Source organism: Burkholderia sp. AU17457, assembly GCF_002223255.1.
Taxonomy (GTDB): domain Bacteria; phylum Pseudomonadota; class Gammaproteobacteria; order Burkholderiales; family Burkholderiaceae; genus Burkholderia; species Burkholderia sola.
On sequence record NZ_NKFB01000005.1, the window covers coordinates 750,965 to 768,836 of the forward strand.

The following is a 17,872-nucleotide window of genomic DNA, read 5'->3' on the forward strand; positions in this document are numbered from 1 at the left end:
GAAATGACTTGCCGGACGAATACGACAGCTGGCGACGGCTGTAAATCTTGCCTGATTCGGCCATCGTTTAACCATTCGAAACAATGTGTTCACCGAAAGGGGCATGATCTCCGGCGATCGAGCAGGCATACTGTCGTCTATGTTGCTCAATGCACGTCGACCGGCGTGCGCTTGCCCTCCATGTCCATTCCAGTCTCTTTTCGAACCTTGCGATGGTTGACCATTGCGGCTACTGCATGCTTGCTCGCCGCATGTTCGACCGCTTCCGACGTGACCGCGACGTCGAACCCGAACGTGTTCACCGTGACGACGCGCACGGTGGGCGTGTCGACGACGTGGGCCGACGCCCACGAGAAGGCCGTCAGCGAAGCCACCAACTACTGCTCGCAGCGCGGGATGCGCGCGAGCATGAAGCAGGAATCGCTGACCGCCGGCCGCCGCGTCGACGCGCGCTCCGAACTCGCGTTCGAGTGCCATCCGACCTTCGAGACGGCGTCGAACCCGCGCGGTTGACCGACCGGCGGCATGATCGCGCCGCCCGCGTTGTCCTTCCCCCGCATGCAAACCGACCCGCGATGCCGTACCGGCACGTCGCGGGTCGGCGCACGTCCGGCGTCGGCCGGGCGGGTCAGGCCGGCTGCGCCTCGTACAGCTTCACGCACGCGGAGAAGTCGAGCGTGCCGAGCCCCTGCTGGCTCATCGACTGATAGAGCTGCTGCGCGAGCGCGCCCATCCAGACCGGCTGATGCGCGCTGCGCGCGGCTTCGGTCGCGAGCCCGAGATCCTTCAGCATCAGGTTCGCCGCGAAGCCGCCCGCATAGCCGCGCGCGGCCGGCGCCGTGTCGCTCACGCCCGGATACGGGTTGTACGCGTCCGAACTCCAGCAGCGGCCGGTCGACGTGTTGATGATGCCGGCCAGCACGGCCGGCTCGATGCCGAGCGTGGCGCCCAGCGCCATCGCTTCCGCCACGCCCATCATCGAGATGCCGAGCAGCAGGTTGTTGCAGATCTTCGCGATCTGCCCGGTGCCGGTGCCGCCGCAGTGCACGACGTTCTTGCCCATGTCGAGCAGCACCGGGCGGATGCGCTCGAACAGCGCGGCGTTCGCGCCGACCATGAAGGTCAGCGTGCCGGCCTGCGCGCCGCCGGTGCCGCCCGACACGGGCGCGTCGGCGAGCGGGCAGTCGCGTTGCGCGGCGGCGTCGGCCACCGCGCGCACGGTGCCGGGATCGATCGTGCTGCAGTCGATCAGCGTCGCGCCGGCGCGCGCGCCGGCCAGCACGCCGTCGTCGCCGAGGTAGACGGCGCGCACGTGCTGCGCGGCCGGCAGCATCGTGATGATCACCGAGCCGCGAGCGGCGGCGTCACGCGGCGACGCCGCTGCCGTCGCGCCGGCGCGCACCGCGGCGTCGACCGCGTGCGCGTCGAGGTCGAATACCGTCAACGCGTGGCCGGCCTTGAGCAGGTTGGCGGCCATCGGGCCGCCCATGTTGCCGAGTCCGATGAAGGCGATTTCCATGTGCGGGCTCCGTCGGGTCAGCGCAACGCGATCGTCGTGTTCACGCTGCCGGCCGTCGCGTCGTCGTCGAACCAGCGCGCGGTAACCGTCTTCGTCTGCGTGTAGAACTGCACGACCTGCTTGCCGTACGGGCCCAGATCGCCAAGCTTCGAGCCGCGCGAACCGGTGAAGCTGAAGTACGGCACCGGCACCGGAATCGGGATGTTGATGCCGACCTGGCCGACGTCGATCTCGCTCTGGAACTTGCGCGCCGCCGCGCCGCTCTGCGTGAACAGGCCCACGCCGTTGCCCATCGGGTTGCGGTTGACGAGCGCGATCGCGTCGTCGAGCGTGTCGGCTTCCATCACGACCACCACCGGCCCGAAGATTTCTTCCGTGTAGATCGACATGTCGGTCGTCACGCCCGAAAAGATCGTCGGGCCGACGAAGTTGCCGTGCTCGTAGCCGGGCACCTTCACGTCGCGGCCGTCGAGCAGCAGCGTCGCGCCTTCCTTCACGCCGGCGTCGATCAGCGACACGATGCGCGCCTTCGCCGCCTTCGACACGACCGGGCCGACGTCGGTGCCGGCTTCGGCGCCCGCGTTGACCTTCAGCGCCTTCGCCTTCTCGACGAGATCGGGCAGCCAGTCGCGCGCGTTGCCGACCAGCACGACGACGGAGGTCGCCATGCAGCGCTGGCCGGCCGCGCCGAAGCCCGCGCCGACGAGTGCGTTGATCGCCTGCTCGCGGTGCGCATCGGGCAGCACGACCGCGTGGTTCTTCGCGCCCATCATCGACTGCACGCGCTTGCCGTGCTGGCTGCCGAGGTTGTACACGTGCGTGCCGACGCGCGTCGAGCCGACGAACGAGATCGCCTTGACGTCGGGGTGCGTGCACAGGCGGTCGACCACCGTCTTGCCGCCGTGCACGACGTTCAGCACGCCTTTCGGCACGCCGGCCTCGATCGCGAGTTCGACGAGCTGCATCGTCGACAGCGGGTCCTGCTCGGACGGCTTCAGCACGAACGTGTTGCCGCAGACGATCGCCATCGGGAACATCCACAGCGGAATCATCCCGGGGAAATTGAACGGCGTGATGCCCGCGCAGACGCCGATCGGCTGGCGCAGCGTGTAGGTGTCGACGCCGCCCGCGACGTTCTCCGCGAATTCGCCTTGTTGCAGCGTGCCGATCGAACACGCGTGCTCGACCACTTCGAGGCCGCGGAAGATGTCGCCCTGCGCATCGGGCAGCGTCTTGCCTTGTTCGGCCGTCAGCGTGTGCGCGATCCGTTCGAGATTGCGGCGCACGAGATCCTGGAACTTCAGCATGATGCGCAGCCGCGCGCCGATCGGCGTCGTCTTCCAGGTCTGGAACGCGCGCTGCGCGGACGCGATCGCGGCATCGACCTCGTCGAGCGTCGCATACGGCACGCGGCCGATCACTTCCTGCGTCGCGGGGTTCACGATGTCGCCCCATTCGGCGCTTTGCGATTCGACGAACGCGCCGTCGATCAGCAGCTTGGCGGTGGGCAGGGCGAGGGTGGTCTGGGGAACTGCGGCGTTCATGGAACTCTCTCCGGGGAAACGGGGTGGCGAGGACAAAGGGAAGCCTGCGTCCGCCGCGCGTGCACGCGCGGCGGGCGGCAGGGCGAACGGAATCCGATCGAATGCCGTCCGGCGTGCTCAGGCGCGCGCCGGGCGCATCAACGCGGTACACACGAGCGCGAACACGCCGAAGCCGACGAGGTACGCGATCACGTAGTGCGGCTGGCCGCCGCCGGCCTTGAGCAGCGACGTCGCGATCATCGGCGCGAAGCCGCCGCCGATCACGCCGGCCAGCTGGACCGACAGCGAGATGCCGCTGTAGCGGATTTCCGCGGGAAACTGCTGCGCGAACAGCAGCGATTCCGGCGCATAGAGGATCGGGAACACGATGCCGAGGCCGAGCACGATCGCCCACCATGCGGTCGACGTCTGCTGCGTGCCGAGCATCATGAAGAACGGTGCGGCGAATGCGCACATCAGCACGAGGCCGATCGCGAACATCCGTCGCTGGCCGATGCGGTCGCTCAGATGCCCGCACAGCGGCATCGTGACGAGCGACAGCGCCGCGCCGGCCGTGATCGCGTGCAGCATCTCGGCCTTCGGCAGATGCAGATGCTGCGTCGCGTAAGCGAGCGCGAACGTGACGACCATGTAGAACCAGGTGTTCTCGGCGGCGCGCGCGCCGACGATCGTCAGCACCTCGCGCGGATGGCGGCGCAGCGCGGCCGTCACCGGCGATTTCTCGGCCTTGCCCTGCTTGCGGACCTTCTCGAAGTCGGGCGATTCCGGCACCTTCGCGCGGATGAACCAGCCGAGGCCGACGAGCGCGATGCTCGCGAGGAACGGCACGCGCCAGCCCCACGACAGCATGTCGGCTTCCGGCAGCGCGGCCACCGCGGCCATCGCCAGCGACGACAGGATCAGGCCGAGCCCGACGCCCGTCTGCGGCAGGCTGCCGAACAGCCCCTTGCGGCCCTTCGGCGCGTGCTCGACGGCCATCAGCACAGCACCGCCCCATTCGCCGCCGACGGCCATCCCCTGCAGGAAGCGCATCGCGATCAAGAGCGCGGCGGCCCAGTAGCCGATGCTGTCGTACGACGGGATCAGCCCGATGATCATGCTCGGCACGCCCATCAGCAGCAGCGTGATCATCAGCATCGACTTGCGGCCGATGCGGTCGCCGAAGTGGCCGAACACGATGCCGCCCATCGGCCGCCCGATGAAGCCGACCGCGAACGTGCCGAACGCGGCGAGGGTGCCGACGACCGGGTCCAGCGACGGGAAGAAGATGCGGTTGAACACGAGCGCGGCGGCCGTGCCGTACAGGAAGAAGTCGTACCACTCGATCGTGGTGCCGGCCATGCTGGCCCAGCCGGCCAGCAGATAATGCTTCGCGGTGCGCTCGGGCGCCGGCGTCGCGATGGTCGCATGCTCATCGAGGGTGGATCGGGTCTGCATGGTGTCTCCGGTTTTATTGCCCGCGGCTCATGGTCCGCAGGTCACGGTCGAGTATAGTTATGCGCAGATTCATGATGTACCGATAAAGAAACCGGTTGGATGTGCATTTATGCATATCGACGGCCGGCCCGGAGACGCCCGTTTTTCCCCTCGCCGATGCGACATGCCACCGAGCCGGTTTCCGGCAACCTGAACTGGGACGACCTGCGCTTTTTCCTCGAAGTCGCGCGGACGCAGCGCGCGAGCGGCGCGGCGAAACGGCTCGGCGTCGACTACACGACCGTCGCGCGGCGCATCCGCGCGCTCGAAGCCGCGATGGGCACGCTGCTGTTCGACAAGTCGCGCTCCGGTGGCTTCACGCTGACGGCCGAAGGGCAGCGGCTCGTCGCGTATGCGGACGCGATGGAGACGACCGTGCAGTCCGCGTGCGACCAGGTCGCGAACACGGGCGAGGCGCTGTCGGGCCACGTGCGGATCGGGTCGACCGAAGGGTTCGGCTGTTTTTTCCTCGCGCCGCAGCTCGCGCAGTTTCGCGCCGCGCATCCGCACGTGACGGTCGACCTGCTGCCGGTGCCGCATTTCGTCAATCTGCCGAAGCGCGAGGCCGATCTCGCGATCACGCTCGAGCGTCCCGAGCGCGGGCCTTACGTGGTCACGAAGCTGTGCGACTACCAGTTGCGGCTCTATGCGACGCGCGACTATCTGGCGAACCACGCGCCGATTGCCTGCACGGACGATCTCGCGCGGCACGCGTTCATCAGCTACGTCGACGATCTCGCGTTCAGCAACGAACTGCTGTACCTGGACCGTGCGGTGCCCGGCGCGACGGCGGGTTTGCGCACGACGAGCGTGATCGCGCAGGTTTTCGCAGCGCTACAGGGCGGCGGCCTCGCGATCCTGCCGTGCTTCATCGCGGCCACGCAGCCGGCGCTGGTGCCCGTGCTGCCGAACGACGTGGTCGTCACGCGGTGTTTCTGGCTGACGTGCCGCGAGGATCTGCGCAAGCTGCGGCGTGTGACCGCGCTGTGGGATTATCTGCGCGCGGCGGCGGACGCGAACCGCGCGTTGCTGTCGGGGGAGTCGGGCACGCTGCGTTTCGTCGGCGAGCCGGAGTAGCGGTCGACGGACGGGGCGCGACGGCGACGCGACGATCGATCCGGATGACAACACGGCCGGCGGCGATTCGATCGGCTATCGGGGAGAGGGCAAATGGCGTTGACGCATGCAGGCAAGGTTTTCGTGGTGTGCGTGGTCGTATTCGGCGTGACCGCCTACTGGCTCGCGTCGCGCATGGTGCGCCGACAGACGGGCGGCAAGCGCGGTTCAGGTGGCGCGGTCGCGTTCTGGTGGCTCGTATGTTTTTGCCTGGTGTCGCTGTTTTTTCCGTTCGCGTACTGGATCGGCGACGAGCTCTACGCACTGACGGTGTCGCCGAAATACGAGGCGACCGTCGTGTCCTACGAATCCGGGTGGGATACGTGCGAGCGTCGCGACAGCCGCGGGCGCACCGAAAAGTATCGATGCATCCAGTACACGTCGATCCTGGAAGCCACGATGCCGGATGGCGAACGCATCGTGCTGCGGGGCAACATTCGCTCGGGCGCCGTGCCCGAAATCGGCGAGAAGATCGATGTCGTGTTGCCGCAAGGCGCCCGTCAGTGGCACGAACGCAGCGTGCGAAGTATCGGGCTGCTGGCCGGCGGCACGGTGATGGTCGCGATCATCGGGTATTTCGTGTACCTGATCGCGGCGTACGGGGCCGGGAAGAAGATCGACGGTGCGGCACGCTTCGGCGTGGCGGCCGTGCTGAACGGGCTCGTGCCACTCGGCGCGCTGCTGATGGAAATCGCGTTGCTGAGCGTGCCGTACCGTTACTGGGTGCACGGGAATCCGCAGCAATGGCCGGTATGGGTGCTCGCGCTGTGCCTGCTGTTCGCGCTGGCGCTGCTGCCGTTGCTGCTCGTCCATGCGCGAACCGCATGGCGGGCGGTGGTGAAGTAGCGGAGGCGCGGCATGCCTGTACCGCGCCTCGCGAGCGCAGCGCGGGGCAGGCCGCGCCGCGCGGCACTCAACCCGGGCAACCCAGCCGATCCGCGAGTTCGTTCAGATCCCTGACGTCGAAATCCCACGCATCGTCGGCTTTCAGGTCGGTCGTCTGGCCGGGCCCGTGCTCGGTCGGCCGCAGCACGAACGCGGTCGACAGCCCGAGCCGGCGTGCTGCCGCAAGATCGCCGTTGTGCGCGGCCACCAGGCACAGCTCGGCCGGCGCGAGGCCGAGAATCTCGACCGCTTCGGTATAGACGGCCGGCGACGGCTTGTACGCGCGCGCAACCTCGGCGCCGAGAATCGCGTCCCACGGCAACCCGCCGTGCTTCGCGACGTCGACCATCAGCCGGATATTGCCGTTCGACAGCGGCGCGATGATGTAGCGCTGCTTCAGCCGGTGCAGCCCGGCGACGGCATCGGGCCACGGATCGAGCCGGTGCCACGCGAGATTGAGCGCGTCGATGTCGGCATCGGGCACGTCGACGATCCCGAAACGGTCGAGCGTACGGACGAGGTTCTCGCGATGCAGCACGTCGAGCCGCACGTAACGGCGGCGTCCGCTGCGGATTTCTTCCATCGACGGCGAATATTCGGCGCGCCACGCATCGGCGAACGCGAACGGATCGAGCGTCGGCGCGTGGCGGTCCAGGAAGGCGGCAGCGCCGCGTGCGACACCGCTTCTCCAGTCGACGATCGTTCCGAAGACATCGAAAACGAGCGCCTTGATTTCGGCAGGGTTCGTCATGGGGGTCCAGTGAAAGTCGTTCGATGAGGGTTCACATCGCCGTGCCGCTGGATGGCGCGACGCCGGTTCGATCGACATTGAATCACGGATACGAAAACGCGGCCGGGGAGGCCGCGATGCGGGACTCGCGCCGGTCGCGCCGGCGCCCCGAAGCAGGGCAAGGGCGCGCGCTGGCCGGACAGCGCCGACCGCCGCGCCCTCGGGCCGATCAGCTCTTGTCGTACGAGAACTGGATGCCGGCCGTGCCGCCGGTTTCGATGAACAGGTTCACGAACGCCGGCACGGTGGCGCTGCGCGCCCAGTCGCGCTGCAATTCGCAGAACAGCTGCGCGACGCTGATCATCTGGCCGCCGGCCTGCTCGATGCGGCGCAGCGCGGCTTCGTGCGCGGCGACCGACGTGCCGCCGACCGCATCGACGACCACGTACACCTCGTAACCCGCCTTCAGCGCGTCGAGCGCCGGGAAGGTCAGGCACGCTTCGGTCCACAGCGCGGTCATGATCAGCTTCTTGCGGCCGGTCGCCTCGACGGCCTGGCGGAACTCGACGTCTTCCCACGAGTTGATGCTCGTGCGGTCGTAGGTCGGATAGCCTTCGAGCGCCGCGCGCAGTTGCGGGATCGGCGGCTTGTTCAGCCCCGTCTTCACGTTGACGGTCGAATGGACGATCGGCAGGTCGTACGCAACCGCCGCCTTCGATGCGCCGACGATGTTGTTGATCAGCAGTTGGCGGTCCATCGACGCGATGGAATTCACCTGCACCGGCTGGTAATCGATGACGATGAACGCCGCGTTCCGCGGGGTAAGCAGGTGGTCGTTCGCGGGGTCGCGAATCGGTTCGCTTGCCATGGTTGCCTCCAGAGATAGTTCGGGAATGTGAAGGGGCATGTCGAAACACGATGCTATGCCTGCAACAACCGGTGTTCCAGTCCCTTAAAATGCCGTCAGTGTTCTATGGGTGGAACAATCATGGATGACCTGAACGACCTCTACTATTTCGTGAAAGTGGTCGAACACGGCGGGTTCACGCAGGCCGGGCGCGCGCTGGACGTGCCGAAATCGACGTTGAGCCGGCGCATCGCGGCGCTGGAAACGCGGTACGACGTGCGGCTGCTGCAGCGCACGACGCGCCATTTCATGGTCACCGAGACCGGGCGCGAATTCTACGAGCGCTGTCTCGCCGTGCTCGTCGAAGCCGACGCCGCGCGCGAGGTGATCGAGCGCCGGCACGCCCAGCCGCGCGGCATCGTGCGCGTGAGCTGCCCGACCGCGTTGCTCGAATACCGCGTGAGCGAACTCGTGGCGCGTTTCATGGCGCTTCATCCGCAGGTGCACGTGCATCTCGACGCGACGAATCGCCGCGTCGACCTGTTGAGCGAAGGATTCGACCTGGCGCTGCGCGTGCGTTTCCCGCCGCTGGAGGACAGCGATCTCGTGATGCGCGTGCTCGCCGACAGCCCGCAGCGGCTGGTGGCGGCGCCGCAGTGGCTGGCCGGGCGCGCCGCGCCGTCGGACCCGGCCGAGCTGATCGGCGTGCCGAGCCTCGACTGGGGGCCGGCACGGCATCACGTGTGGCAATTGATCGGGCCGAACGGCGAGCATGCGCAATTGCGCCACCACCCGCGCTTCGTGACCGACGACATGCACGCGCTGCGCGATGCGGCGATTCATGGCGTCGGCATCGTGCAACTGCCGTGCATGGTCGTCGAGGACGACCTGCGCAACGGCACGCTGGTCGACGTGCTGCCCGGATGGGCGCCGAAGGGCGGCGTGGTGCACGCGGTGTTTCCGTCGCGGCGCGGGCTGCTGCCGCGCGTGCGCCTGCTGATCGACTTCCTGGCCGAGCACATCCGGAAGGATTGACGGGCGGCGCGCCGGCGCCGTCGTGCGGCGCTGCAACCTTTCATCGCACCGGCCGCCGCCCGCACGCCGCGCGGCAACCGAGCGTAAACCCCTGATGTAAGCAGACACGCCGATCGTCACGGATTGGTGTTAAATACATTTCGGTGCGCCCTCGCTCGGCGCGCAAACGGGGCGCACCGGGGATCGGCGTAAACCCGGAGCGGAACAGGGCACGAAATATCGATGACGAACCGGGCGTATCAGACCCGGTCGGACAGACGGCAGGATTCACTTGAATACCGAACCGCAAAGTTCTCGCTACAGCCTCGGGCTCGCCGCGGAAGTGCTCGCATCCGAGCAGAGCGTGCTGAGGCTGATCACACGCAACACGCCGCTGCCGGAACTGTTGGTCGAAGTTTGCCGGCGTGCCGAGGCTTTGCTCGGCGACGGCGCGTCGTGCACGATCCTGCTGCTCGATACGGACGGCATGCACGTGCGCGTCGGCGCGGCGCCGTCGCTGCCCGCGCAGTACAGCGCGGCGATCGACGGCGCGACGATCGGCCCCGCGGCCGGCTCGTGCGGCACCGCGATGTACGAGCGCCGGATGGTCACCGTCGAGGACATCGAAACCGATCCGCTTTGGGCCGACTATCGCGCCATCGCGTTGCCGCTGGGCTTGCGCGCGTGCTGGTCGGTGCCGTTCCTCGACGACGCGGGCGCCGTGCTCGGCGCGTTCGCCGTTTATCATCATTGGCCGTGCCGCCCAAGCGACCAGGAAACGGCGCTGTTGCGCGATATCGGCAACAGCGTCGGGCTCGCGGTGCACCAGGACCGGATCGCGCGGCAGCTCGCGCGCAGCGAGGAACATCACCGGCTCGTCGTCAACAGCCTGAGCGAGGGCATCCTCGTCGTGTCGCGCGACGGCGTCGTGATCGCGAGCAATCCGAGCGCGAACCGGATGATGCGCGCGAAGGGCGAACTCGTCGGCCGCCGGCTGTCCACGGTGATCCTGCGCAAGCTTCGCGAGGACGGCACGCCGATCGACCCGTACGACTGGCCGAGCCGGCGCGCGCTCGACACGGCCACGCCGATGCTCGACTACACGGTCGGCTTCGGTCTCGCGGACGGCGACATCATCTGGGTGCGCGGCAACGCGGTGCCGATCGTGAGGCCGGGCGAGACGCAGGCCGATTCGGTGCTCGTGTCGTTCAACGACATCGGCCCCGTGCGCGAAGCGCAGCAGCAGTTGCGCTACATGGCGACCCGCGACGCGCTGACGGGCCTCTACAACCGCCGCTGGCTCGGCGACCGCATGCGCGAGCTGTTCGGCGTGCGCGATGCGGCGGCCGGGCCCGCGCGCGTCGCGATCCTGTTCATCGATCTGGTCGGTTTCAAGAAGGTCAACGACACGGCCGGCCACGACGCGGGCGACGCGCTGCTGCGCAGCGTCGCGGCGCGGCTCGCGGGCTGCGCGGACGGCCGCTACGCGCTCACGCGCGTCGGCGGCGACGAGTTCGTGATCCTCGTCGACGACTGCGACGATCCCGAGCGTCTGGCGGGGCTCGCGCGCGAGGTCATCGACGCGATCGCGAAGCCGTTCGCGATCGCGAACAACGAATACTGGCTCGGCGTATCGATCGGCATCAGCGTCGCGCCGCGCGACGGCGACGACGCCGTGACGCTGATGCGCAACGCCGATTCGGCGATGTACGACGCGAAGCAGCACGGCCGCAACCACTTCACGTTCTTCACCGCGCAGCTCAACCTGCGGCTGCAGCGCCGCTTCGCGATCGAGCAGTCGCTGCGGCGCGCCCTCGCGTCGGACATGCTGCGGCTCGCGTATCAGCCCGTGGTCGACGCGCGCACCGGCCGCACGGTCGGCGCCGAAGCGCTGCTGCGCTGGACGAGCCCCGAGCTCGGGCCGATGTCGCCGGCGGAATTCATTCCGGTTGCGGAAGACACGGGGCTGATCGTCGCGATCGGCCAATGGGTGCTCGAAACCGCGTGCCGGCAGGCGGCCGAGTGGCGCCGCACGATCGCGCCGGACCTGATGCTGGCCGTCAACCTGTCGCCGCGGCAGTTTCACGAAGGGCTCGTCGAATCGGTCGCCCGCTGTCTCGCGCAAACGCGGCTCGACCCGTCCGCGCTGGAACTCGAGATCACCGAAGGCGTGCTGATGAACGACACGGATACCGTGCTGCCGATGCTCGAAGCGCTCACGGACATGAACGTGCGGATCTCGGTCGACGATTTCGGCACCGGCTATTCGTCGCTCGCGTACCTGAAGCGCTTTCCGCTGCACAACCTGAAGGTCGACCGTTCGTTCGTGTCCGGCGTGCCCGATCATCACGACTCGGTCGCGATCACGCAGGCGGTCGTCGCGATGGCGCATTCGCTCGGCATGAAGGTCACGGCCGAAGGCGTCGAGACGCAGGCGCAGTCGTGGTTCCTGCAGCAGATCGGCTGCGACATGCAGCAGGGCTATCTGTTCAGCCGCCCGCTGGATCCGCACGACTACGCGCGCCGGCTCGGCGCCGCGTGAGCGCGACGCGCTCGCCGGACATGGCGCGTCAGCGCGCGCCGAACCCGCCGCCGCCCGGCGGCGTCGGCGACGGATCGATCTCGACCCGGTTCTTGCCTTCGTGCTTCGCGCGATAGAGCGCGCGGTCGGCCGCCTCGATCAGCACGGTCGTCGGCAGGCCGGGCGCCGGCACGATGCTCGCGCCGCCGATGCTGATCGTCACGATCTGGCTGCCCGTGGACGAATGCGCGTGCCGTACGCGCAGCGCCTCGACCGCGAGCCGGATCTTCTCGCCGAGCAGCCGCGCGGCGCCCGGCGACGTGGCCGGCATCACGACCGCGAATTCCTCGCCGCCGAAGCGGGCGGCGAGATCGCCCGACTGCCCGAGGCAGCGCTCGATCGTCGATGCGATCTGCTTGAGCACGCTGTCGCCGGACACGTGCCCGTACGTGTCGTTGTACAGCTTGAAGTTGTCGACGTCGATCATCAGCAGCGACAGCTCGCTGCGCTCGCGCGTGCCGCGCCGCCACTCGGCGGCCAGGTATTCGTCGAGATAGCGCCGGTTCGACAGCCCGGTCAGGCCGTCGGAGTGCGTGAGGCGCCGCAGTTCGAGATTGGCCTCGAGCAATTGCTGTTGCGACTGCCGCAGCGCGCGATAGGCTTCGTCGCGCTGCAGCAGGTTCATGTACGAGCGCGAGTGGTAGCGGATGCGCGCGACGAGCTCGATGCGGTCGGGCAGCTTGACCAGGTAATCGTTCGCGCCGCACGCGAACGCGGCGCTCTTGATCACCGGTTCTTCCTGCGTCGACAACACGATGATCGGCACGTCGCGCGTCGCCGGATTCGCGCGGTACGCGCGCACGAGGCTCAGCCCGTCGGTGCCGGGCATCACGAGATCCTGCAGGATCACGGTCGGGCGCGTCTCGATCGCGGCGGCCATCGCGTCGTCCGAGCGCGGGCAGTAGTGGAAGTCGATGCCTTCCTCGTCGACAAGCGCGCGCCGCACGGCTTCCGCGACGATCGTCTGGTCGTCGACCAGCAGCACCATCGCCGGCGCATCGGCGGGCGACGCGGTCGGGCCGCCCGGCGGGCGAGTCAGGTCAATCGTCATGGTCGATGCGGGTCGTTGCGGTTGTTGCTGGGGCAGGCATGGGCGTTGCGCGCGGTCATCGTCGGGGCTCAGATCCGCGCGAGCGCCGCCAGTTCGCCCGCGATGCGCCCGAGCGGCAGGATCGCGCGCGCCGCGCCGAGCGTCGCGGCCGCCTTCGGCATCCCGTACACGGCGCTGGTCGCCTCGTCCTGCGCGATCGTATGGTAGCCCTTCATGCGCAGCGCCTTCAGGCCGATCGCGCCGTCGCGTCCCATCCCGGTGAGCAGGACGCCGATCACGCGGCCGGGCCAGTGCTCGGTCAGGCTGTTGAAGAACACGTCGACCGACGGACGATACGGCGTGGCGGCCGGTTCCCGCGTGTATTCGAGCGTGCCGGCGCGCGTGATGCGCAGGTGATCGTCGGTCGCGGCGAGCAGCGCGACGCCCGGCTGCGGGCGGTCGCCTTCGTGCGCGACGCGCACGGCGAGCCGGGTCTGACCGTCGAGCCATTGCGCCATGCCTTCGGCGAACGCGCGATCGACGTGCTGCACGATCACGATCGGTGCATTGAAATCGGCCGGCAGGCTGCCGAGGATCGATGCGAGCGCGCCGGGTCCGCCGGCCGATGCGCCGATCGCGACCAGCGGGCCGACGCCGCCGCGCGCGGCCGCGCCGGCCACGCGCGTGCCGCCCGGCGCGTCGAGCAGGCGGCCGATCTGGTCGATCTTCGCGAGCAGCAGTGTCGTCGTGTCGCCGGCCGCGCCGTCGCCGAGCCGCGGCGTATCGACCGCGTCGAGCGCGCCGGCGCCCATCGCCTCGAACACGCGCCACGCGTTCGCGCCGATGCAGCTCGTCACGATCAGGATCGCGCATGGTCGCTCGGAGCGCATGATCCGCCGCGTCGCTTCGATCCCGTCGAATTTCGGCATGATCAGATCCATCAGCACGATGTCGGGCGGCTGCGCGGCGCACAGTTCGACGGCCTGCGCGCCGTCGGTCGCGACCCACAGCACGCGGTGCTCGGGCCGTCGCGCGATCGCGCGGCGCATCGCCTCGACGGCAAGCGGGAGGTCGTTGACGATGCCGATGTTCACAAGCGGAATTCTCCGGTCGGTTCGTAGTGTTGTTGGAGGTGGGCCGGGTTCATGGAAGGTGCAGCCGGTTCGGCGCGGCCGGACGGCATCGGCGGCCGGACGGCGCGGCATTCTTTTGGGTTGACGACGCCCGAATGCTGTCATGCGGCGCGGGCGGCGGCAATCGAAAAATTTGCGCATTGTGCCGTTTCAGTGCGTTTCCTCCATGGCGATGCCGCATTGTCTGCAAGCGGGCCGGTCGATCCCGTGCGGACAGGCCGCAAAAGTCCGCATGTTACCGTGCCGGCATCGACAAAAAGAAAGGAGAGAACCGAATGACCGCGCCCGATACCGTCCTCGTCAGACGCGCCCCGTACGCGCCGATCGTGATCGAGCAGGACGGCTGTTTGCTGTACCGGATCTACATCGAGAGCGGGCACGCGTCGTTCTACCGCGATTTCCCGGTCGAACCCGATGCGGTGCGCGTGCTGCGCGACGATGCCGAACGCTATTACTTCCTGTTCGCGGCGCTTCACCATCCGTACCAGTTGAGCGCGACGAACCTGTCCGATGCGGAGCGCGAGCGTTATTTCAGCACGATCCTGTTCGCCGGCCGCGACGCGGTCGAAGCCTTCATGACGGAACGCGATCGCGCCAGCAACGGCGCGGTGGCGAACCTGCTGAGGATCTTCACGCAGGCCGATTACCGACAACTGCGCGAGGGCCGGTGGTTCGGCCTGGGCGCGGGTACGCCGGCCGCGTAGCGGACCGTACCGTGGCAATCGGGCCGCGCAGCGGCCCCGCCGCCGCGCCGTCAATGGCTGCGCGCGTAGCCCTGGATCAGTGCGCGCATCATCCCCTCGACCGTCGCGTCGCGCAGGTCGTCTTCCTGCTCCGCTTCCTCGACGAGCGCGGCATAGGCGGTCGCGAGCGTCACGCGGTCGACTTCATGGCGTTGCTCCATCAGCGTCACCATCCCGTCCTTCGCCAGATGCGCGGAGAACGCGCGGCTGCCGATGGTCTGGAATACGTCAATCATGGCGGCTCTCCCATACGTTGCCGATGCTTTTCAGTGTAGTCGGCGTCCCGCGGCCGCGCCACGCGCGGCGACCGGCCGACCGGCCCGATTCGTCCGATGAAACGCCGCCGACACATGCCGCATGCACGGTATCCGGCGGCTTCAACGTTTACCCGAATCGGCAAATTGTCGACTTTTTATCGATAAAGTCTCGTGTTAGATTTCGCCGTCCGAGCCCGATGCAAACCGGGCCGGCAGCGCGCGGCCGACGTGCCGCGCGTCCAGACACAAGGAGGGGAAATGCTGGTGCTGATTGGGGTGCCGATCGTCGTGATCGGCTTCGCGCTGCGCTTCAATGCGCTGCTGGTGGTCACGATCGCCGGGCTCGCGACGGGGCTGGCGGGCGGGCTGAATCTCGTCGACATCGTCAGCGCGTTCGGCAAGGCGTTCGCCGAGAACCGCTACATGGGGCTGATCTGGCTCACGCTGCCGGTGATCGCGCTGCTCGAGCGCAACGGGCTCAAGGAGCAAGCGAAGCGGATGATCGCGCGCGTGCACGCGGCCACCACGGGCCGCGTGCTGATGCTGTACTTCGTGCTGCGCCAGGCGACGGCCGCACTCGGCCTCACGTCGCTCGGCGGCCACGCGCAGATGGTGCGGCCGCTGATCGCGCCGATGGCCGAGGCCGCCGCGGTCGGCCGGCACGGCGAGCTGCCCGAGTCGGTGCGCCAGCAGATCCGCGCGCATGCGTCGGGCGCCGACAACGTCGCCGTGTTCTTCGGCGAGGACATCTTCATCGCGATCCAGTCGATCCTGCTGATCAAGGGCTTTCTCGAACAGAACGGCATCGCCATCGAGCCGCTGCACCTGTCGGTATGGGCGATCCCGACCGCCATCGCCGCGCTGCTGATCCACTGCACGCGCCTCGCGCTGCTCGACCGCCGGCTCGCGCGCGGCTTCGGCCTGGTGAAGCAGGAGGGCGCGCGATGATCGGTCTCGAATCGCTGTACACGCTCGCGGGGCTCATGTTCGCCGCGTTCGCGTACTTCAACCTGACGGACCGCACGAACCCGCGGCGCGTCGTCAATTTCGCGTTCTGGGCCATCTACGCGATCACGTTCCTGTTCGGCGCGCTGCTGCCGCATTTCGTCATGGGCTGCCTGGCGATCGCGCTCGCGCTGATCGCCGGTTCGGGCAAGCTCGGCCGCGGCCGGTCCGACGAGGCCGGCGAAGCGGCGGCCGTGCGGCGCGAGACGCTCGCGCAGCGCTTCGGCAACCGGCTGTTCCTGCCCGCGCTGCTGATTCCGCTCGTCACGCTGATCGGCACGTTCGCGCTGAAACTCGTGCCGTTCGTCGAGCCGAAGAGCGTGACGCTGATCTCGCTCGTGCTCGGCACGATCGTCGCGTTCGTCGTCGCGCTCGCGATGCTGCGCGATTCGCCCGTGCATGCGCTGAAGGAAGCGCGCCACACGATGGACGCGGTCGGCTGGGCCGCGATCCTGCCGCAGATGCTTGCGGCGCTCGGCGCGCTATTCGCGGTCGCGGGCGTCGGCGGCGTGGTGTCGGGGCTCGTGAAGGAATGGGTGCCGATCGATTCGCCGTTCGCGGTGGTCGCGGCCTACACGGTGGGCATGGCGCTGTTCACGATGATCATGGGCAACGGCTTCGCCGCGTTCCCGGTGATGACGGCCGGCATCGGCCTGCCGCTGATCGTCCACCAGTTCCACGGCAATCCGGCGATCATGGGCGCGATCGGGATGCTGAGCGGCTTCTGCGGTACGCTGATGACGCCGATGGCCGCGAACTTCAACATCGTGCCCGCGGCGCTGCTCGAACTGAAGGACAAGAACGGCGTGATCAAGGCGCAGTGGCCGACCGCCGTGCTGCTGCTGGCCGTGAACACGCTGCTGATGTACGCGTTCGTATTCCGCTTCTGACTCGATGGACGAGATCCTCATGACCGACCGACTCACCCCCGAACTCGCGTCGAAATTCGCGTCGCTCGCGCTCGCACACCTGACCCGCGAATATCCGAACAAGCTCACGCATGCGCTCGAAGGTCCGCACGACGTGCAGGGGCCGCGCGCGCTGCACCCGATCTTCTATGGCAGCTACGACTGGCACTCGTGCGTGCACGGCTACTGGCTCGTGCTGCGCGTGCTCGAACGCTTCCCGGCATTGCCGGAGGCCGAGCGCATCGTCGCGATCGTCGACGCGCACTTCACCGACGCGAACGTCGCCGGCGAGCGCGCGTATCTCGCGCGGCCGCACAACAGCGGCTTCGAGCGGCCGTACGGCTGGGCATGGCTGCTCGCGCTCGTCGCGCAGCTCGAGCGGCTCGCGCTGAAGGGTGCGCTGCCGCAGGCCGCGCGCTGGGCGAAGACGATGGCGCCACTGGCCGACCTGTTCGTGTCGCGCTTCGAGACTTTCCTGCCGAAGGCCACCTATCCGCTGCGCGTCGGTACGCACTTCAACACCGCGTTCGCGCTGGCGCTCGCGCTCGATTTCGCGCGCGATACGCGACGCGACGGGCTCGCGGCGCTGATCGTCGATACCGCGAAGCGCTGGCACCTGAACGACGTCGCATGCCAGGCGTGGGAGCCGTCGGGCGACGAATTCCTGTCGCCCGCGCTGATGGAAGCCGAACTGATGCGGCGCGTGCTGCCGGCCGCCGAATTCGACGGCTGGTTCGCGCGCTTCCTGCCCGACCTCGCGCGCGGCGAGCCGGCGACGCTGTTCGAGCCGGCGACGGTCAGCGACCGCAGCGACGGCAAGATCGCGCACCTCGACGGGCTGAATCTGAGCCGTGCGTGGTGCCAGCGTTCGCTGGCCGGCGCGCTGCCGGAAGGCGATGCGCGGCGCGCGAAGCTGCTCGACGCGGCCGATAGGCATCTCGCGAGCGCGCTCGCGCACGTGGCCGGCGACTACATGGGCGAGCACTGGCTCGCGACGTTCGCGTTGCTCGCGCTGGACGCGTAGCGCACCCTCAATCTTTCGTGGGGGCACGACCGCCTTTGCATCCCATGCAACACCGCTTTC

At 68.3% G+C, this 17,872-nt stretch carries 18 protein-coding genes; 10 read left to right on the plus strand and 8 right to left on the minus strand.

Annotated elements, in window-relative coordinates:
• The first annotated feature begins 180 nt into the window (after positions 1-180).
• Positions 181-513: a hypothetical protein gene (locus CFB49_RS20655; protein ID WP_069618359.1), complete on the plus strand. Its 333-nt coding sequence runs from the start codon at positions 181-183 to the stop codon at positions 511-513.
• A gap of 115 nt (positions 514-628) precedes the next feature.
• Here CFB49_RS20655 and mmsB read toward each other — a convergent pair whose 3' ends face one another.
• The 3 genes from mmsB to CFB49_RS20670 all read right to left on the minus strand — a co-directional run bounded on the left by mmsB (position 629) and on the right by CFB49_RS20670 (position 4,500).
• Complete coding sequence (gene mmsB, locus CFB49_RS20660) at positions 629-1,519, minus strand: 3-hydroxyisobutyrate dehydrogenase (protein ID WP_069618358.1); 891 nt, start codon at positions 1,517-1,519, stop codon at positions 629-631.
• Between the two features lie 17 nt (positions 1,520-1,536).
• Positions 1,537-3,063 (minus strand): CoA-acylating methylmalonate-semialdehyde dehydrogenase, encoded by a 1,527-nt coding sequence (locus tag CFB49_RS20665; protein ID WP_089492176.1) that lies wholly within the window; start codon positions 3,061-3,063, stop codon positions 1,537-1,539.
• Between the two features lie 117 nt (positions 3,064-3,180).
• Positions 3,181-4,500 carry an MFS transporter gene (locus CFB49_RS20670; protein ID WP_089492177.1) on the minus strand — a complete coding sequence of 440 codons (1,320 nt, stop codon included), beginning with the start codon at positions 4,498-4,500 and terminating at the stop codon, positions 3,181-3,183.
• A gap of 156 nt (positions 4,501-4,656) precedes the next feature.
• Here CFB49_RS20670 and CFB49_RS20675 point away from each other — a divergent pair, with 156 nt between their 5' ends.
• Together CFB49_RS20675 and CFB49_RS20680 are read left to right on the plus strand one after the other, a co-directional pair.
• On the plus strand, positions 4,657-5,616 hold the full coding sequence (locus CFB49_RS20675) for a LysR family transcriptional regulator (RefSeq protein WP_069618355.1): 960 nt from the start codon (positions 4,657-4,659) through the stop codon (positions 5,614-5,616).
• A gap of 93 nt (positions 5,617-5,709) precedes the next feature.
• Positions 5,710-6,501 carry a uracil permease gene (locus tag CFB49_RS20680; RefSeq protein ID WP_089492178.1) on the plus strand — a complete coding sequence of 264 codons (792 nt, stop codon included), beginning with the start codon at positions 5,710-5,712 and terminating at the stop codon, positions 6,499-6,501.
• 67 nt (positions 6,502-6,568) lie between these two features.
• Here CFB49_RS20680 and CFB49_RS20685 read toward each other — a convergent pair whose 3' ends face one another.
• A complete protein-coding gene (locus CFB49_RS20685; protein WP_089492179.1) occupies positions 6,569-7,291 on the minus strand; it encodes a haloacid dehalogenase type II in 723 nt (240 codons plus the stop codon).
• Positions 7,292-7,499: 208 nt separating this feature from the next.
• Positions 7,500-8,138: a hydrolase gene (locus CFB49_RS20690; protein ID WP_089436280.1), complete on the minus strand. Its 639-nt coding sequence runs from the start codon at positions 8,136-8,138 to the stop codon at positions 7,500-7,502.
• A gap of 120 nt (positions 8,139-8,258) precedes the next feature.
• Here CFB49_RS20690 and CFB49_RS20695 point away from each other — a divergent pair, with 120 nt between their 5' ends.
• Positions 8,259-9,152 (plus strand): LysR substrate-binding domain-containing protein, encoded by an 894-nt coding sequence (locus CFB49_RS20695; protein ID WP_089492180.1) that lies wholly within the window; start codon positions 8,259-8,261, stop codon positions 9,150-9,152.
• 271 nt (positions 9,153-9,423) lie between these two features.
• Positions 9,424-11,673 carry a putative bifunctional diguanylate cyclase/phosphodiesterase gene (locus CFB49_RS20700; RefSeq protein ID WP_089492181.1) on the plus strand — a complete coding sequence of 750 codons (2,250 nt, stop codon included), beginning with the start codon at positions 9,424-9,426 and terminating at the stop codon, positions 11,671-11,673.
• A 28-nt stretch (positions 11,674-11,701) separates the two neighbouring features.
• On the opposite strand, the gene CFB49_RS20705 is transcribed toward CFB49_RS20700, so the two are convergent.
• Positions 11,702-12,763, minus strand: a complete 1,062-nt coding sequence (locus tag CFB49_RS20705) for a diguanylate cyclase (RefSeq protein ID WP_089436282.1) — start codon at positions 12,761-12,763, stop codon at positions 11,702-11,704.
• 68 nt (positions 12,764-12,831) lie between these two features.
• Positions 12,832-13,836, minus strand: a complete 1,005-nt coding sequence (locus tag CFB49_RS20710; RefSeq protein ID WP_069618348.1) for a chemotaxis response regulator protein-glutamate methylesterase — start codon at positions 13,834-13,836, stop codon at positions 12,832-12,834.
• A 51-nt stretch (positions 13,837-13,887) separates the two neighbouring features.
• Between CFB49_RS20710 and CFB49_RS35850 the strand changes: the two genes are divergently transcribed.
• Together CFB49_RS35850 and CFB49_RS20715 are read left to right on the plus strand one after the other, a co-directional pair.
• Complete coding sequence (locus CFB49_RS35850) at positions 13,888-14,154, plus strand: hypothetical protein (protein WP_141723407.1); 267 nt, start codon at positions 13,888-13,890, stop codon at positions 14,152-14,154.
• Entirely contained in the window at positions 14,151-14,579 is a 429-nt protein-coding gene (locus tag CFB49_RS20715; protein ID WP_069618347.1) for a hypothetical protein, read from the plus strand. The genes CFB49_RS35850 and CFB49_RS20715 overlap by 4 nt, the downstream gene beginning before the upstream one ends.
• A 50-nt stretch (positions 14,580-14,629) precedes the next feature.
• Here the strand turns inward: CFB49_RS20715 and CFB49_RS20720 are convergent, their stop codons facing one another.
• Positions 14,630-14,854 carry a hypothetical protein gene (locus CFB49_RS20720; RefSeq protein ID WP_050013757.1) on the minus strand — a complete coding sequence of 75 codons (225 nt, stop codon included), beginning with the start codon at positions 14,852-14,854 and terminating at the stop codon, positions 14,630-14,632.
• A 279-nt stretch (positions 14,855-15,133) separates the two neighbouring features.
• Between CFB49_RS20720 and CFB49_RS20725 the strand changes: the two genes are divergently transcribed.
• The 3 genes from CFB49_RS20725 to CFB49_RS20735 are packed head-to-tail and all read left to right on the plus strand — an operon-like array spanning position 15,134 to position 17,812.
• The gene (locus CFB49_RS20725; protein ID WP_089492182.1) at positions 15,134-15,823 is read left to right on the plus strand and encodes a DUF969 domain-containing protein; all 690 of its coding nucleotides are present in this window, start codon (positions 15,134-15,136) and stop codon (positions 15,821-15,823) included.
• Positions 15,820-16,770, plus strand: coding sequence for a DUF979 domain-containing protein (locus CFB49_RS20730; protein ID WP_069618345.1), 951 nt, complete (start codon positions 15,820-15,822; stop codon positions 16,768-16,770). Before CFB49_RS20725 ends, CFB49_RS20730 begins: the two co-directional genes overlap by 4 nt.
• A gap of 19 nt (positions 16,771-16,789) precedes the next feature.
• The gene (locus CFB49_RS20735; protein ID WP_069618650.1) at positions 16,790-17,812 is read left to right on the plus strand and encodes a DUF2891 domain-containing protein; all 1,023 of its coding nucleotides are present in this window, start codon (positions 16,790-16,792) and stop codon (positions 17,810-17,812) included.
• Positions 17,813-17,872 lie beyond the last annotated feature (60 nt).